The sequence below is a fragment of the Terriglobales bacterium genome, assembly GCA_035457425.1.
Taxonomy (GTDB): Bacteria; Acidobacteriota; Terriglobia; order Terriglobales; family Acidobacteriaceae; genus JACPNR01.
In genome coordinates this window covers 24,474-39,884 of record DATIBR010000052.1, presented here as the reverse complement: position 1 = coordinate 39,884, position 15,411 = coordinate 24,474, and the positions used below count along the sequence as shown (strand labels likewise).

13 protein-coding genes are annotated in these 15,411 nt (G+C 65.7%); 9 read left to right on the top strand and 4 right to left on the bottom strand.

The annotated features are described in order from the left end of the window. Positions 1–434: 434 nt before the first annotated feature. Entirely contained in the window at positions 435–2,390 is a 1,956-nt protein-coding gene (gene argS, locus VLA96_03895; GenBank protein ID HSE48330.1) for an arginine--tRNA ligase, read from the bottom strand. Positions 2,391–2,573: 183 nt separating this feature from the next. Between argS and larC the strand changes: the two genes are divergently transcribed. The 6 genes from larC to VLA96_03865 all read left to right on the top strand — a co-directional run bounded on the left by larC (position 2,574) and on the right by VLA96_03865 (position 9,238). Beyond that, positions 2,574–4,010 carry a nickel pincer cofactor biosynthesis protein LarC gene (gene larC, locus VLA96_03890; GenBank protein HSE48329.1) on the top strand — a complete coding sequence of 479 codons (1,437 nt, stop codon included), beginning with the start codon at positions 2,574–2,576 and terminating at the stop codon, positions 4,008–4,010. 15 nt (positions 4,011–4,025) lie between these two features. Further along, a complete protein-coding gene (gene metG, locus VLA96_03885; GenBank protein HSE48328.1) occupies positions 4,026–6,095 on the top strand; it encodes a methionine--tRNA ligase in 2,070 nt (689 codons plus the stop codon). A 67-nt stretch (positions 6,096–6,162) separates the two neighbouring features. Continuing rightward, positions 6,163–6,954 (top strand): TatD family hydrolase, encoded by a 792-nt coding sequence (locus VLA96_03880; protein ID HSE48327.1) that lies wholly within the window; start codon positions 6,163–6,165, stop codon positions 6,952–6,954. 102 nt (positions 6,955–7,056) lie between these two features. Then, a complete protein-coding gene (locus VLA96_03875; GenBank protein ID HSE48326.1) occupies positions 7,057–7,554 on the top strand; it encodes a YajQ family cyclic di-GMP-binding protein in 498 nt (165 codons plus the stop codon). A 30-nt stretch (positions 7,555–7,584) separates the two neighbouring features. Next, complete coding sequence (locus VLA96_03870; protein ID HSE48325.1) at positions 7,585–8,583, top strand: polyprenyl synthetase family protein; 999 nt, start codon at positions 7,585–7,587, stop codon at positions 8,581–8,583. A 91-nt stretch (positions 8,584–8,674) separates the two neighbouring features. Further along, positions 8,675–9,238, top strand: a complete 564-nt coding sequence (locus VLA96_03865) for a class IV adenylate cyclase (GenBank protein ID HSE48324.1) — start codon at positions 8,675–8,677, stop codon at positions 9,236–9,238. 31 nt (positions 9,239–9,269) lie between these two features. Here the strand turns inward: VLA96_03865 and VLA96_03860 are convergent, their stop codons facing one another. Then, positions 9,270–9,749 carry a hypothetical protein gene (locus VLA96_03860; protein HSE48323.1) on the bottom strand — a complete coding sequence of 160 codons (480 nt, stop codon included), beginning with the start codon at positions 9,747–9,749 and terminating at the stop codon, positions 9,270–9,272. A gap of 118 nt (positions 9,750–9,867) precedes the next feature. Here VLA96_03860 and VLA96_03855 point away from each other — a divergent pair, with 118 nt between their 5' ends. Next, positions 9,868–10,311, top strand: a complete 444-nt coding sequence (locus tag VLA96_03855) for a hypothetical protein (protein ID HSE48322.1) — start codon at positions 9,868–9,870, stop codon at positions 10,309–10,311. A gap of 101 nt (positions 10,312–10,412) precedes the next feature. Next, positions 10,413–11,000 carry a DUF6448 family protein gene (locus VLA96_03850; GenBank protein ID HSE48321.1) on the top strand — a complete coding sequence of 196 codons (588 nt, stop codon included), beginning with the start codon at positions 10,413–10,415 and terminating at the stop codon, positions 10,998–11,000. A 110-nt stretch (positions 11,001–11,110) separates the two neighbouring features. Here VLA96_03850 and secA read toward each other — a convergent pair whose 3' ends face one another. Continuing rightward, positions 11,111–14,035, bottom strand: coding sequence for a preprotein translocase subunit SecA (gene secA, locus VLA96_03845; protein HSE48320.1), 2,925 nt, complete (start codon positions 14,033–14,035; stop codon positions 11,111–11,113). Positions 14,036–14,186: 151 nt separating this feature from the next. Here secA and VLA96_03840 point away from each other — a divergent pair, with 151 nt between their 5' ends. After that, a complete protein-coding gene (locus VLA96_03840) occupies positions 14,187–14,699 on the top strand; it encodes a superoxide dismutase family protein (GenBank protein ID HSE48319.1) in 513 nt (170 codons plus the stop codon). A gap of 80 nt (positions 14,700–14,779) precedes the next feature. Here VLA96_03840 and VLA96_03835 read toward each other — a convergent pair whose 3' ends face one another. Further along, the gene (locus VLA96_03835; protein HSE48318.1) at positions 14,780–15,328 is read right to left on the bottom strand and encodes a DUF892 family protein; all 549 of its coding nucleotides are present in this window, start codon (positions 15,326–15,328) and stop codon (positions 14,780–14,782) included. Positions 15,329–15,411: the final 83 nt, after the last annotated feature.

The window sequence follows — 15,411 nt, the reverse complement described above, 5'->3', positions numbered from 1 at the left end:
TTGGGGCCACAGGGTCCGCTTGCGCACGCGTATCAACCGGCACTTTCATCCACGCGCCCGCACCCGCACCCCGCCCTTGCGGGTCTCGCTGCTGTAGTGCAGCCGCTCCAAGAAGTCCGCACGAAAGCACTGCCAAAACAAGCATTCTTCTTATCACTAAGTTCATGTTGGACTCCATTTTGCGCTTTTCTCGAAACTAACGGGTAGCCAAGAGGTCTCTCCTGAAGGCAACATTACTTACCCGCGGCGGCGTTCTGCGCCATCGAACGCAGACTCACGAACGCCACACTTGTGAGGATTTGCCTCGTGCACGGCCGCGCCGAAGCACATCCAGTGTAGCTCATTGGATGCCCAGTCCTCTCCGGAAGGCCACTCATCGAGACACGGGAGTTACACCCCGTTCCCAAAGCGGGCCATTTTCCCCGCGAATGGGCTCACATCACCGGCGGCACGTTGATGCCCATGATCTCGAGGGCGCGGACCAGTTCGCGGCGCACGACCGCGGCGGTCGCCAGCAGGAACTTCTTCCGCTCCGGGTCGGTCTCGGTGAGGATGTGGTGCCGGTGGTAGAAGTTGCTGAAGAGCTGCGCGAGCTGGAAGGCGTACTTCGCCAGGTAGGCGGGCTCTGTGTTGGCGATGGCCTGCTCGACGACGGTCGATAGCTTCGCCGCCGAGAGCCAGAGCTCCCAGAGCTCGTTGCCGTCGGTGGCGTCGAGGATGGCCTCGAAGTTCACGCGCTCGGCGAGCGCGGTTTCGGGCGAGGCGCCGGCCCTGCGGAAGATGTTGCCGGCGCGGACGGCGGCGTACTGCGCGTACGGGCCGGTCTCGCCTTCGAAGCTGAGCGCGTCTTTGAAGTCGAAGGCGATGACCGAGTTCTTGGTGAAGCGCAGCATGAAGTAGCGGAGCGCGCCGATGGCGATCTGCTCGGCGATGGCGCGCTGCTCGGCGGCATCGAGCTGGGCGTGGCGCGCGGTCACCTCTTCGGCGGCGGAGTGGATGAGGGTGTCGAGCAGGTCGTCGGCCTTCACGCCGAAGCCGCGGCGGCCGGAGACCTCGATGTACGCCTTGGCCATGTCCTCGGGCAGGACGTCGTAGCCCATCTCGGCGGCGCAGCGCGGCGTGAGTGCGACCATCTCGTAGGAAAAGTGGTGGTAGTTCTCGGCGTGCTCGGTGTCGCCGAGTTCGCGGATAGCCTCGCGGACCTGGTTCTGCGGGTCGGACTGGCGCGCGTCGATCACGTTGTAGATGGCGCCGACGCCGCCGAAGTGCGGATGGTCTTTTTCTCCGGAGTCGGCGGAGACCCAGCACCAGTGGCCGTCGGGATATTCGTAGAAGCGCTTGTAGCCGAAGTCCTTGCCGAGCAGGCCGAACTTCCACAGGTGGTACGCAATGTCTTTGCCAACGTAAGTGACGGTGTTGTTCGACCGCACGATGACCTTCTGGTCCTCGGCGTCCTCGGGTTTCTGCTCGGCGGCGGCCTCGGACTTCGCGCCCGCGCGGCGCATCACCCAGCAGCCGGCGTTCTTCCCTTCCTTCTCGAAGTGGAGGACGCCGGCTTCCTTGAGCTGCTGGAAGGCGGCGTCCCAGAAGTGGAGGTGGAGGATCTCGCTCTCGCGCGGGAGGAAGTCGTAGCAGATGTCGAGCCGCTGCATGGTGCGCAGGTGGCGCCGCATGATGTCGGTGGAGATCATGTCGGCGAGCTCGGCGAGCTCGTTGCCGCCGCGCTCGATGGCGTGCAGCACGTCGAGGCGCACCTTGTCGCGCGCCTTGTCTTCCGCGTACCACTGCGAGACGCGCGCGTACAGGTCCCAGCAGGTGTAGTCGAAGCGCAAGTCGGTGGCGATGAGCTTGGCGACGTCGTCCTTCGACTTCTTTTCCAGGTGGACGAAGCCGACGACGACGTCGGCGACCTGGACGCCGGTGTTGTCGATGTAGTTCTGGACGTCGACCTGGCGGCCGTCGGCGCGCAGCAGGCGCACGAAGGTGTCGCCCAGGATGGCGTTGCGCAGGTGGCCGATGTGCGCGGCCTTATTGGGATTGATGGAGGTGTGCTCGACCAGGATCTTCTCGCGGTCGAGCTCGGCGGTCTCGCGGTGGTCGGCGGCGAGCGCGGCGGCCATCTCGCCGCGGTTCACGCGCGCGTTGATGTAGCCGGCGCCGGCGACTTCGAACTTATGGAAGCCGGGGACGTCGCCCAGCCCGCTGACGATCTCGTCGGCGATCTTGCGCGGCGCCTTGCGAAGCTGCTTGGCGAGCTCGAAGGCCACGGGCAGCGCGTACTCGCCGAGCTCCACCTTGGGCGGCTGCTCGAGGACGACGTTGGCGTTCTCGATGCCGTAGTGCGCGCGCAGGAAGGCGCGCACACGTTCGGCAAGCCGCCGCTGGAGCATGCGATACAAGCTTCAGGCCTCTCCGTAAGTTGCTGTAGAAAAAGGCGATTATAGCAAACGCGTTTCAGCGGCCCGGTTTGACGCTGTTCGCACGCCCACCTATCATCAGAAGTTTGAGCAGTCGTCGGTCGTCGGCCCTCGGTCGTCGGCTGCCGCGATCCTGCTCAAGCCATCCGAAAACCCATGCGCATCGCCTATCTCGACTGCTTCTCCGGAATCTCGGGCGACATGTTCCTGGGCGCCCTGGTCGACGCCGGCGTCTCGGCTGAGCTGCTGAAGCAGACCGTGGCGGCGCTCGAGATCGGCGCGGAGCTCGAGATCAGCAAGGTGGACCGCAGCGGCATCACCGCGACCAAGGTGGACGTGGTCGTCGACGGCGAGAAGGACGAGCCGCGCGTGGAGCACGACCACGGCGACCGCAAGCACGGACATTCCCACCAGCACGCGCACGAGCGCGTGACCGGGCACGCGCATGCGAAAGAGAATGAGGTCGGGCTGCTGAAGCACAACTTCCCGCGGGTCGCGCCCATCCCGGAGAGCATGCGGCGGGCCAAGGAAGCGCAGGCGGGACGCAAGCACGGGCACGGCCGGCATCTCGCCGAGATCAAGCAGCTCATCGCGCAGTCGAAGCTCTCCTCGGGCGCGAAGGAGACCGCCACCGAGATCTTCCAGGCGCTGGCCGAGGCGGAGGCGAAGGTGCACAACAGCGATCCCGAGAAGGTGCACTTCCACGAGGTCGGGGCGGTCGACGCCATCGTGGACATCGTGTGCGCGGCGGTCGGCGCCGAGGCGCTGGGGGTGGACGAGTGGATCTGCTCGCCGCTCAACGTGGGCTCGGGCACGGTCGAGTGCCAGCACGGGACCTTCCCCGTCCCCGCGCCGGCGACGGTGGAGCTGCTTTCGGGCGCCGCCATCTACTCTTCCGGCATCGACGCCGAACTGGTGACGCCGACCGGCGCGGCCATCGCGCGCATCCTGGCGGGACAGTGCGCGCCGCTCCCGCCGCTCAAGGTCGAGAAGACCGGCTACGGCGCCGGCTCGCGCAGTTTCCCCAATCATCCCAACGTGCTGCGCATCACCATCGGCGAGGCGGTCGACGCCACGAAGCTGCGCGCCCCCGCGGCCGGCGGGCAGGAGGAGATCTCGGTGCTCGAGGCGAACCTCGACGACCTGAACCCGCAGCTGTTCGGCTACGTGATGGACCGCGCGCTGGCCGAGGGCGCGCTCGACGTCTTCGCCACGCCGGTGCAGATGAAGAAGAACCGCCCGGGCATGCTGCTGACCGTGCTGTGCAAGCCGGCCGATTCCGAGAAGTTGACCAGGCTCATCTTCTCCGAGACGACGACGCTGGGCGTCCGGATGCGGGAGGAGAAACGCGCCGCGCTTGCGCGCCGCACGGTGGAAGTGAAGACGCCGTGGGGCTCGGTGCGGATGAAGGTCGCGAACCTGAACGGCACGGTGGCGAACTACGCGCCGGAGTACGAAGACTGCCGCCGCATCGCCGAGCAGAACGGCCTGCCGCTGAAGCGCGTGATGCAGGAGGCGATGAGCGCCTACGCCGGGCTCAGCGACAAGACGTCTACCTCCTCGCCCAAGGTCAAGGCGGCGAAGAAGAAATGAATCTCAAGAACGACGATGTCCGATAAGCCCAGGTTCTACCTCACGACGCCGATCTACTACGTGAACGCGCGGCCGCACATCGGGCACGCGTACACCACGCTGGCGTGCGACGCCATTGCGCGGCGCCAGCGCATGCTCGGCAAAGACACCTTCTTCCTTACCGGCACCGATGAGCACGGCATCAAGATCGAGCGCTCGGCCACGGCGCAAGGCACGAAGCCGCAGCAGCTCGCCGACGACGTGGCGCAGTCCTTCCGCGCGCTCTGGGACCGGATGGGGATCAGCTACGACGACTTCATCCGCACCACCGAAGAGCGACACAAGAAGGGCGCGCAGGCGCTGTGGAAGGTCCTGAAGAAGAACGGGTACATCTACAAGGGCAGCTACAGCGGGCAATACTGCGTGTACGACGAGCTGTACGTGGATTCGGTCGGGCCGGGCGCGCCCTGCCCCGAGTGCGGCCGACCCACCGAGACGGTGAGCGAGGAGAACTACTACTTCAAGCTCTCGGCCTTCGAAGACAAGCTGCTGAAGTACTACAACGAGCATCCGGAGTTCATCCGGCCGGAGACGCGCCGGAACGAGGTGATCTCGTTCGTGCGCGCCGGGCTGCGCGACCTCTCCGTCTCGCGCTCCACCTTCACGTGGGGCGTGCCGGTGCCCGACGACCCGAAGCACATCATGTACGTGTGGCTGGACGCGCTCTCGAACTACATCACGGCGCTGGGCTACGGAGCGAAGGACGACAAGAAGTTCGAGCGCTACTGGCCCGCCGACCTGCAGATGATCGGCAAGGAGATCGTGCGCTTCCACTGCGTGTACTGGCCGGCGTTCCTGATGGCGGCGGGGCTGCCGCTGCCGAAGTCCATCGTGGCGCACGGGTGGCTGCTGTTCGAGGAGAACAAGATGTCGAAGTCGCGCGGCAACATCGTGCGGGCGGAGACGATCCTCGACGTGCTGGGCGCGGATGCGCTGCGCTACTTCCTGCTGCGCGAGATCGTCTTCGGGCAGGACGGCTCGTTCAGCTTCGACGCGCTCGTCACGCGCTACAACGCCGACCTCGCGAACGACCTCGGGAACCTCGCCAGCCGCACGCTGACGATGATCAACAAGTACTTCCGCGACGAGGTGCCGTATCCCTCGGCCGCGGCAGCGCGCAGCGCGGGCGACGACGCCATCGCCAAGCTGGCGACCGAGGTGATCGCCAACTTCGGCGCGCAGTTCGACGACTACCAGTTCTCGAAGGCGCTGGAGAGCGCGTGGTCGCTGGTGGGCGCGGTCAACAAGTACCTGGTCGAGAACGAGCCGTGGGCGCTGGGCGAGAAGCAGGATGACCAGAGCCGCTCGCGCCTCGGCACCATCCTCTATACGGCGGCGGAGGCGCTGCGCATCGTGACCGCGCTCGTCCACCCGGTGCTGCCGGAATCGACGGCCAAGATCTGGCGGCAGCTCGGACTGGGCGACATCAGGAAGGTGAACCCCGCGAAGCTGAAGTGGGGCGAGCTGAAGATCGGGGTGAAGCTCGGCAAGATCGAACCGGTGTTCCCGCGCGCCGACAAGAGCGCCATAGAAAGGATGCAGAAGATGGAAGAGCAACGGAGCCTGGCCCACAAGGAAGCCGACGCGGAGCGCGAGCAGGACAAGAAGAAGACGAGATCGCCCGAGCCTGCGGGCGCGGGCGCGCAAGCGGGACAGCCCGCCACGCAGGCGGCCACCGGCCCGGGGCCGGCGGCGCCGGCCGCGGCAGCGCCGGACGCGAAGATCTCCATCGACGATTTTGTGAAGGTCGAGATGCGCGTGGGCCAGGTGAAGTTCGCGGAGAAGGTGAAGGGCGCGGACAAGCTGCTGCGCCTGGAAGTTGACATCGGCACGGAAGTCCGCCAGGTGGTCGCGGGCATCGCGAAGGCGTACGAGCCGGAAAAGCTGATCGGGCGCAAGGTCGTGCTGGTGGTAAACCTCGCGCCGCGGAAGCTGCGCGGGCTGGAATCGAACGGCATGATCGTCGCGGCTTCGTTCGGCGAGGAAGGCACGCCGGTGCTGGCGAGCTTCCTGGAAGACGTGCCGGTGGGAGCACGGCTGAAATAGATCGAGTAATCGGGTAATCGCGTAATTTGAGCCCTACCACCCGATCCCCCGATCACCAAATCACCCAATGTTCGTCGATTCCCACGCCCATCTCGACGGCCCCAAGTACGCGGGCGACCTCGACCAGGTGCTCGACCGGGCGCGGGCCGCCGGGGTGGAGAACATCCTGTGCATCGGCAACGGCACCGGACCGGGCACGCTCGACTGCGCGGCGCGGCTCGCCGAGCAGTACGAAGAGCTCTACGCTTCGACCGGCGTCCACCCGCACGAGGCCGCGCTGGCAAGCGACGCCAGCTACCTCGAGATCGAGCGGCTCATCCGCGAGAAGAAGGTCATCGCGGTGGGCGAGATCGGGGTGGACTACTTCTACAAGCACTCGCCGCCCGAGGCGCAGCAGCAGGTCTTCATCCGGCAGATGGAGATCGCGCGCGCCGCCAAGCTGCCCATCATCCTGCACATCCGGCCGGCGCAGAACAGCGACGATGCGTGGGAGCACGCCTTCCGCCTGCTGCGCGAGCACTGGCAGCCAGCCGGGCTGGGCGGCATCTTCCACTGCTTCACCGGCGACGCGGAGAAGGCGCAGCGCGCGCTCGACCTCGGGTTCTTCATTTCGTTCGCCGGGGTGGTGACATTCCCCAAGTCGGGCGCCATCCAGCAGGCGGCGCGCACGGTGCCGCTCGACCGCATGTTGATCGAGACCGACTCCCCGTACCTGGCGCCGGCGCCGCACCGAGGCCAGCGCAACGAGCCGGCCTACGTGGCCGAGACCGCGCGCTACATCGCCCAACTGCGCGGCATCGACCTAGAGGAGGTCGGCGCCGCCACGACAAGCACTTTCCGGCGATTGTTCAACCTTTAGTTCAACCACGGAGACACGGAGAACACGGAGGGTTTGTTTCTTGTTCTCTCCGTGGCCTCCGTGCCTCCGTGGTGAATCTGGTTGTGTAAACTACTTGTTCCCATGGCAGAGAACTCTTTCGACATCGTCAGCAAGGTCGACCTGCAGGAGGTCGCGAACGCGATCCAGAACGCGCTCAAGGAGGTCCACACGCGCTTCGACCTCAAGGACGCGAAGGCGGACATCAAGCTCGAGGGCAAGGACGCGATCCACCTGGCCGCGGTCGACGACTACAAGCTCAAGGCCGTGAACGACGTCTTCCAGCAGAAGCTGGTGAAGCGCGGCGTGCCGCTCAAGGCGCTCAGCTACGGCGCCATCGAGCCGGCCGCCGGCGCGACGGTGAAGCAGAAGATCACCATGCAGCAAGGCATCCCGATCGAGAAGGCGCGCGAGATCGTGAAGCTCATCAAGGACTCGAAGAAGAAAGTGCAGGCCTCGATCCAGGGCGACACGGTGCGCGTGAGCGGCAAGGACCGCGACGCGTTGCAGGAGATCATCGCGCTGGTGAAGGGGCGCGATTTCGGCATCGACATGCAGTTCACGAATTACAGAAGCAATTAGCGATCAGCGGTCAGCGATTTGCGAGAGCGGATGAAAGAGACCCGGCAGAACAACGCAGTGAACGCGAAAGAGATCTTCGATCTCCTGCGCGACGACCTGTCGGCCATCGAGCGCGAGTTCGGGCGCGACACGGTCTCGAACGTCGGCGCCATCACCGAGATCGGCGAGTACCTGCGCGGCGGAGGCGGGAAGCGCATCCGCCCTGCGCTGCTGCTGCTGTCGTCGAAGCTGTTCAATTACTCGGGGCGCTCGGTCATCCGGCTGGGCGCGGTGGTGGAGATCATCCACACCGCGACGCTGGTGCACGACGACATCATCGACGAGGCGCAGACGCGGCGCGGCCGCCCGGCTGCCAACACGCAGTGGGGCAACTCCAAGTGCGTGCTCGCCGGCGACTGGCTCTACATGCAGTCGTTCAAGATCGCGGTGCAGGAGCGCAACTTCCGCGTGCTCGACGCGCTCATCGACCTGACGCAGGCGATGGTGGAGGGCGAGCTGCTGCAGATGGAAAAGCTCGGCAAGATGATCTCCGCCGACGAGCACTTCGACCTCATCTACCGCAAGACGGCGTGCCTGTTCTCGGTGTGCATGCGGCTGGGCGCGATCGTCTCGGGCGCCTCGCAAGAGGAAGAAGAAAAGCTCGCCAGCTATGGGCGCAACGTCGGCCTGGCCTTCCAGATCGTGGACGACGTGCTCGACCTCACCGCCACCGCCGACGTGCTCGGCAAGCCGGTCGGGAGCGACCTGCGCGAGGGCAAGGTCACGCTCGCGGTGATCCACGCGCTGGAACGGTGTTCCAAGGGCGAGCGCGCGATGATCGAGACGGTGCTGCGCGAGCGCGCGTTCCGCTCCGTCACGCTCGAGCAGGTGCTCGACATCCTGACGCGCTACGGCTCCATCGATTACGCGAACGCCCGCGCCAGCGAGTACGCCCAGGCCGCGCGCGACAATCTCGCCGGCTTCCCCGATTCCGAGATCAAGCGCGCCCTGCTGTGGGTGCCGGAGTTCGTGGTCGAGCGCGAGAAGTAAGACCCACCACAGAGACACAGAGGCGCGGAGAAGCCCGTTTTTGCCTACATTCCCCGGTGTCCCTGTGTCTCTGTGGTAGGTTTGGTTCTCGATGGCGAACGAAGTCGAGATCAAGTTCCTGGTAAAGAGCCTGGAAGACCTGAGGAGCCAACTGGGCGCCGCGGGCTTCCGGGAGCGCACGCCGCGGACGCACGAGATGAACGTGCTGTACGACTTCCCCGGCCGCCCGCTGCGCGCGCAGGGCGAGCTGCTGCGCATCCGCAAGTACGGCGAGAAGTGGAAGCTGACGCACAAGGGCCCGGGCGACGCCGGCAAGCACAAGTCGCGCGTCGAGACCGAGACAGAAGTGAAGGACGGGGCGGCGCTGGAAGCCATCCTGAGGGCGCTCGGGATGCAGGAGGCCTTCCGCTACGAGAAGTTTCGCAGCGAGTGGAGCGACGGCCAGGGCGAGATCGTGCTCGACGAGACGCCCATCGGCGACGTCGCCGAGATCGAAGGCCCGCCGGAGTGGATCGACGCGACCGCGAAGCGGCTCGGCGTCGCCGAGCGCGAGTACATCACCAAGAGCTACGCGGTGCTATTCGAGGAGTGGAAGCAGCGCACCGGCAGCCGCGCGACCGAGATGACGTTCGCGGCCATCCGCGAGAGGAAGTAAGCGGCGGTCTTGCCGGCTGAAGCCGGAGTTCCTAGAACGACGCGACGATATCGAGCGTGCGCTGGGCGTGCGCGACCTCGCGGCGCATGGCCGCCTCGTAGCCGCGGCAGGCGTAGTACATCGCGTGATCGAAGAAGCGGTCGAGGCGCGTCATCAGTTCCAGCATCCCGACCAGCTCGACGGTGCTGTCCATGAGCGCTTCCTCGCGGATGAACTTGTGGATGGCCTCGCGCGTGGCGCCGATGGCCCAGATGAAGTGGCTGAGCGCCACGCCTTGCGCGGCGCGGCGGCGTCCCAGGTCGGTGTAGCGGCGCTCCAGGTCCGCCTCGGTCTTGGTGGTGAGCCAATCGCTCACGTGCTCCAGCAGGTCGTGCGTGCGGGCGTGCAGCTCTTCCGGCGGGATCTTCCGCAGGTCGCTGCATTCCGGGGAGTTGAGGAAGATGCCGAGGATCTTGGCGGAGAGCTTCTCGGAGTGCGTCTCGATCAGGTGGACCAGCCGAAGAGCCAGCATAGGAGCCTCCTTTTCGGCTTTATCGGAGCCATTCTAGCGCCAAACAATCACGCCCGTTTGTGACGGCGGTCACGTCATTTTGAGCGCGGCAGGAGCAGTCTTTCAGCTGGAGGCGTCTATGAAGAACCTCATGAAGATCCTCCTGCTGGTCTTCGCGCTCATCGCGTTCTTCGCGCTGCTGACCCCGGTGTCGCTCAGCCAGAACAAGCCGCCGGAGCAGAAGCCGGACGGCACAAAGTATTCGCGCGTGAAATACGACCGCGCGGCCGAGGTGAAGGTCATCGGCACGGTGGACGAAGTGCTGGACTTCGACTGCCCGGTGACGAACACGGAAGGCGCGCACGTGGTGCTGCGCACCGCCGACGCGCGCATCATGGTGCACATCGCGCCCGTCAGCTTCCTGAAGCAGTTCGGCATCGAACTGAAGAAGGGTGAGAAGCTGCAAGTCATCGGGGCGCGCATGAAGGACGGCGAGGGCGGCGACACCATCATCGCGCGCGAGATCACCTCGAACGAGGTGGTGTTGGGCGTCCGCACGCCCGACGGCAAGCCGCTCTGGTAGGACAGTCGCCGGCGGCTGGCGGCCGGCGGCTGGCCGCGGAGCGTTGCGGGTAGAGCTGTTCCCCGTCATCAGAACCCCTGCAAATCCTGCGAGGAGGTCTTATGTCTCTCTTTTTCAAGCGAGCTGTCCCTGCGTTGCTGTGGACAGCGCTGCTGATGGTGCCGGTCCAGGCGGCGGCGCACTGCGACACGCTAGGCGGGCCGGTCGTCTCCGACGCGCGCGCCGCGCTGGCGAGCGCGGACGTGACGCCGGCGCTGAAATGGGTGAAACCGGAGCAGGAAGCGGAAGTCCGCGCGGCGTTTGCGCGCACGCTCAAGGTGCGCAGCCAAGGGGCTGATGCCCGCGAACTCGCCGACACGTACTTCTTCGAGACGCTGGTCCGGCTGCACCGGCAGAGCGAAGGCGCGGCTTACACCGGGCTCAAGCCGGCCGACGCGGTAGAACCCGCGATCGCCGCGACCGACCAAGCGATCGAGACGGGCGACAGCGAACGGCTGGTCGCCGCGTTACAGCGCGAGGTGGCGGAAGCGGTGCGCGCGCGGGTGGCGCGCGTGCTGGAGGCGAAGAAGCATGCCGGGCAGAGCGTAGCCGCGGGGCGGGCGTACGTCGCCGCCTACGTGGAATTGCTGCATTACGTGGAGGCGCTGCACGGCGGCGCGGAGGAGACGACCGAGGCGGCCGTCCACTAGAAACGGGCTAGCGGCGGGCGGCAGGCCGCGGAGGATCGCTCTGCAAAGCTCTATTTCGCGCGCCGGCGTGGATGAGCGGCAAGCGGCAGGCCCGCTAAACGCCAGCGCTTCTAGGCCGCCGCGCCGTGGCACTTCTTGTACTTCTTGCCTGAGCCGCAGGGGCAGGGATCGTTGCGGCCGACTTTGCCGCCTTCGCGGCGAACCTGCTGCACGGGCGCCTGGTCGCCGGAGCCGGCCATGCGGGCCTGCTCCAGCTCGCGCCTTTTCTTGCGCTGGAACTCGGCCTCGATCTCGTCGATGGTGGTCTGCGCGCGCCGGCCCGCACCGTCGCCGCCCGCCGGCTGCTCCGGCTGCACCTCGACCGGCCGCCCCGTCGCGTTGTCTACGATCTGCATGAGGTAGAGGTAGCGGACGGTGTCTTCCTCGAACTTGCGCATCATGCCTTCGAACATCTCGAAGGACTCGCGCTTGTACTCCACCAGCGGGTCGTGCTGGGCGTAGCCACGCAGCCCGATGCCCTCGCGCAGGTGGTCCATGTTGAGCAGGTGCTCTTTCCACAGCTGGTCGATGACGCTGAGCATGAGCATGCGCTCGTGGTAGCGCATCTGCTCGGCGCCGATCAGGTGCTCCTTGGCTTCGTAGCGCTCCTTCAATTTCTCGAAGACGGAGTCGCCCAGCTCCTGCCGGTTGAGCTCCTCCAGCTTCAGGCCCTCGGCCGCGAGGTCCACGCCGAAGCGCGTGAAAACGTCCTTCTTCAGCCCCTCGAGGTCCCAGTCGTCGGCGTGCGCCTTCTCGGAGACGTGCTTCTCCATCAGCTCGCTGAGGATGCCGGCGACGTATTCCTCGAGGATGAGCTCTTTCTGCTCGACACCTTCGAGCAGCTGCCGGCGCAGTCCGTAGACGGCCTGGCGCTGCTTGTTCATGACGTCGTCGTACTCGAGCACGTGCTTGCGGGCCTCGAAATTCTGGGCCTCGACCGCCTTCTGCGCGGCCTCGATGCGCCGGGTGATCAGCTTCGACTCGATGGGGATGCCCTCTTCCATCCCCAGCCGCTGGAGCAGGTTCGACACCCACTCCTTGGCGAAGATGCGCATCAAGTCGTCTTCGAGCGAGAGGTAGAAGCGCGAGGAGCCGGGGTCGCCCTGGCGGCCGGCGCGGCCGCGCAGCTGGTTGTCGATGCGGCGCGCCTCGTGCCGCTCGGTGCCGAGGATGTGCAGGCCACCCACGCCGGTGACCTGGTCGTGCTCCGCGTCGGTCTCGCTCTTGTACTTCGCGAAGATCTCTTCCCACTGGAGGAGGGGCATCTCGAACTCGGTGCCCTGGTAGTAGAAGAGAGTGGAATCGGCGCGCTGCTCGCCCTTGATGACCTGCCCGACGGCGGTCTGGCGGGGCTGGGCGAGGCCACGCTTGACCGCCTCCTGGCGCGCCATGAACTCGGCGTTGCCGCCGAGCAGGATATCGGTGCCGCGGCCGGCCATGTTGGTGGCGATGGTCACCATGCCGAAACGTCCCGCCTGCGCCACGATCTCGGCTTCCTTCTCGTGGTACTTGGCGTTCAGGACGACGTGCTTGATGCCCTTCTTTTTCAGCAGCTCGGAGAGCCGCTCCGACTTCTCGATGGACGTGGTGCCGACCAGGATGGGCTGGCCGGTCTGGTTCATCTTGGCGATCTCATCGGCCGCCGCGTAGTACTTCTCCTTCTCGGTGCGGTAGACGACGTCGGGATTCTCCTTGCGCAACATCGGCATGTTGGTGGGGATGACCACCACTTCGAGCTTGTAGATCTTGTAGAACTCGGGCGCTTCGGTCTCCGCCGTGCCGGTCATGCCGGCCAGCTTCTTGTACATGCGGAAGTAATTCTGGAAGGTGATGGTGGCGAGGGTCTGGTTCTCGCGCTCGACCTTCACGCCCTCTTTCGCCTCGATGGCCTGGTGCAGGCCGTCGGACCAGCGGCGGCCGGGCATGAGGCGGCCGGTGAACTCGTCGACGATGAGGACCTCGCCGTCCTTGACGACGTACTCGACGTCGCGCTTGTAGAGCGCGTGGGCCTTCACGGCGGTGTCCACGTGGTGTTTGAGGTCCCAGTTCTCGGGGTCGGCGATGTTGCCGATGCCGAGCAGCTTCTCGACCTTCTCCCAGCCGTCGTCGGTGACGGTGATGGTGCGGTGCTTCTCGTCGATGACGTAGTCGCCGGTGAGGATCTTGTCCTCGCCCTGCTTGATCTCTTCGCCGCGCTTCAGCTTGGGGATGATCTTGTCGACGCGGTGGTACTTGTCGGTGGATTCGTCGCTGGCGCCGGAGATGATGAGCGGGGTGCGAGCTTCGTCGATGAGGATGGAGTCGACCTCGTCGACGATGGCGAAGTTGTGGACGCGCTGGACGCAGTCCTTGAGGTCGAACTTCATGTTGTCGCGCAGGTAGTCGAAGCCGAACTCGTTGTTGGTGCCGTAGGTGACGTCGGAGGCGTAGGCTTCGCGGCGCTGCTCGTCGTCGAGCTCGTGCACGATGACGCCGACGGTGAGCCCGAGGAACTTGTAGAGGCGGCCCATCCACTCGGCGTCGCGCTTCGCCAGGTAGTCGTTCACGGTGACGACGTGCACGCCCTGCCCGCCGAGCGCGTTGAGGTAGACCGGCAGGGTGGCGACGAGCGTCTTGCCCTCGCCCGTCTTCATCTCGGTGATCTTGCCCTCGTGCAGCACCATGCCGCCGATGAGCTGCACGTCGAAGTGCCGCATGTTCAGCACGCGGCGCCCGGCCTCGCGCACCACGGCGAAGGCTTCGGGCAGGATCTCGTCGAGGACCTGCTTGCGGACTTCGGCGCGCGCCTTCTGCGCGTCCTCGTCGTCGCCCGCGACCGCGTCCACGCGCTCCGCGATGCGCCGGCGGAACTCTTCGGTCCTGGCGCGCAGCTGCGCGTCGGAGAGCTGCTGCATCGCGGGCTCGAGCGCGTTGATGCGCTCGATGGCGGGCAGCAGGCGCTTCACCTCGCGCTCGTTCTTGGTGCCGAAAACCTTGGCTAAGAGTGTGTTGATCAATCCGGGATTTCCTGGGCAGGGTCTTGCCTTATCAGGCTAACACATTGGATGCGGGAGACTTGCGCAGGACTCAGAGCGCCGGCCTCCGGCCGCCAGGGGGGCCGGCGGCTCGCCGCCGCTTATATAATCCCGGTTGTCAACGGAGGAACGCATGAAGCGCATCGCTTTCGCAATCATCCTGCTCGTGGCCACCGCGGGCTACGCCAAGTCGATGAAGAAGACGGTCGAGCTCAAGGACGCGAAGGGGGCGGCGGTCGGCACCGCCGAGCTCTCGCAGGGCAAGGACGCCGTCACCATCAAGCTGAACCTGAAGGGCCTGCCGCCGGGCGAGCACGCACTCCACATCCACCAGAACGCGAAGTGCGAGGGCGCCGACGGCTTCAAGTCCGCCGGCCCGCACTTCAACCCCAGCGGCAACAAGCACGGCCTGCAGAACCCCGAAGGCCCGCACAACGGCGACATGCAGAACTTCACCGTCGGCAAGAACGGCAAGGCCAAGGTCACGGTGACGAACAAGAACGTGAGCCTGGACGAGGAAGAGGCCGACTCGGTGTTCGCCAACGGCGGCACCGCGCTGGTCATCCACGCCAAGGCCGACGACCTGAAGACCGACCCGGCCGGCAACGCAGGCGACAGGATCGCCTGCGGGCTGATCACGAAGTAGGCCAAGTCCACCATAGAGACACAGAGGCACAGAGAAGCGGGATTCTGTGAACCTCTGTGCCTCTGTGGCAGGTGTGGGTTTTATGCCGCGCGCCTGCCGCCCTTCTTGCGCGCGCCGCGGCTCTCTTCTTCTTCCATCGCTTCCATGCCCATGTCGTCCGGTCTCAGCTTCTTGCCAAGGGCCTCGATCTTCCGCAGCGTCTCCTGCTCTTCCTTCAGGTTCCGCTGCAGGAGACGCGTGGCCTCGGTGTGCTTCATCATGCGGGCGAGCCGGATGAGCGCCTCGTACTCGGCGATCTCGTAGCGCTCGATCTTGCTGGCGCCGACGGCGGCCTCGATGTCGGCGATGTCGGGCGACGGATCTGCGCTCTTGAATCCCTCGCCCTCTTCCACCAGGCCCTTGATGCCCTTGCACTCGACGTCCGACTCGGGCTCCTCGCCGAGCGACTCGAACACCTGCTGTAGGCGCTCGACCTGCTTCTCGGTCTGTGTCTTGTGCTGCTCGAAGGCCTTCTTGAGCTGCGGGTTCGAGGCCGACTCGGCGTTCTTGCCCAGGGCCTCGACCAGCTGCTTCTCACCATCCATGATGTCGCTCAGTCCATGCAAAAAGAATTCGTGCGCGGTCTGCATTGTGATCTCCTCCTGGAAGATTGCGGTCTCTTGCTCGGATGCGACCCTCCCGAGCAGGGTGGGCATCGGAGGGTTTGGAATCG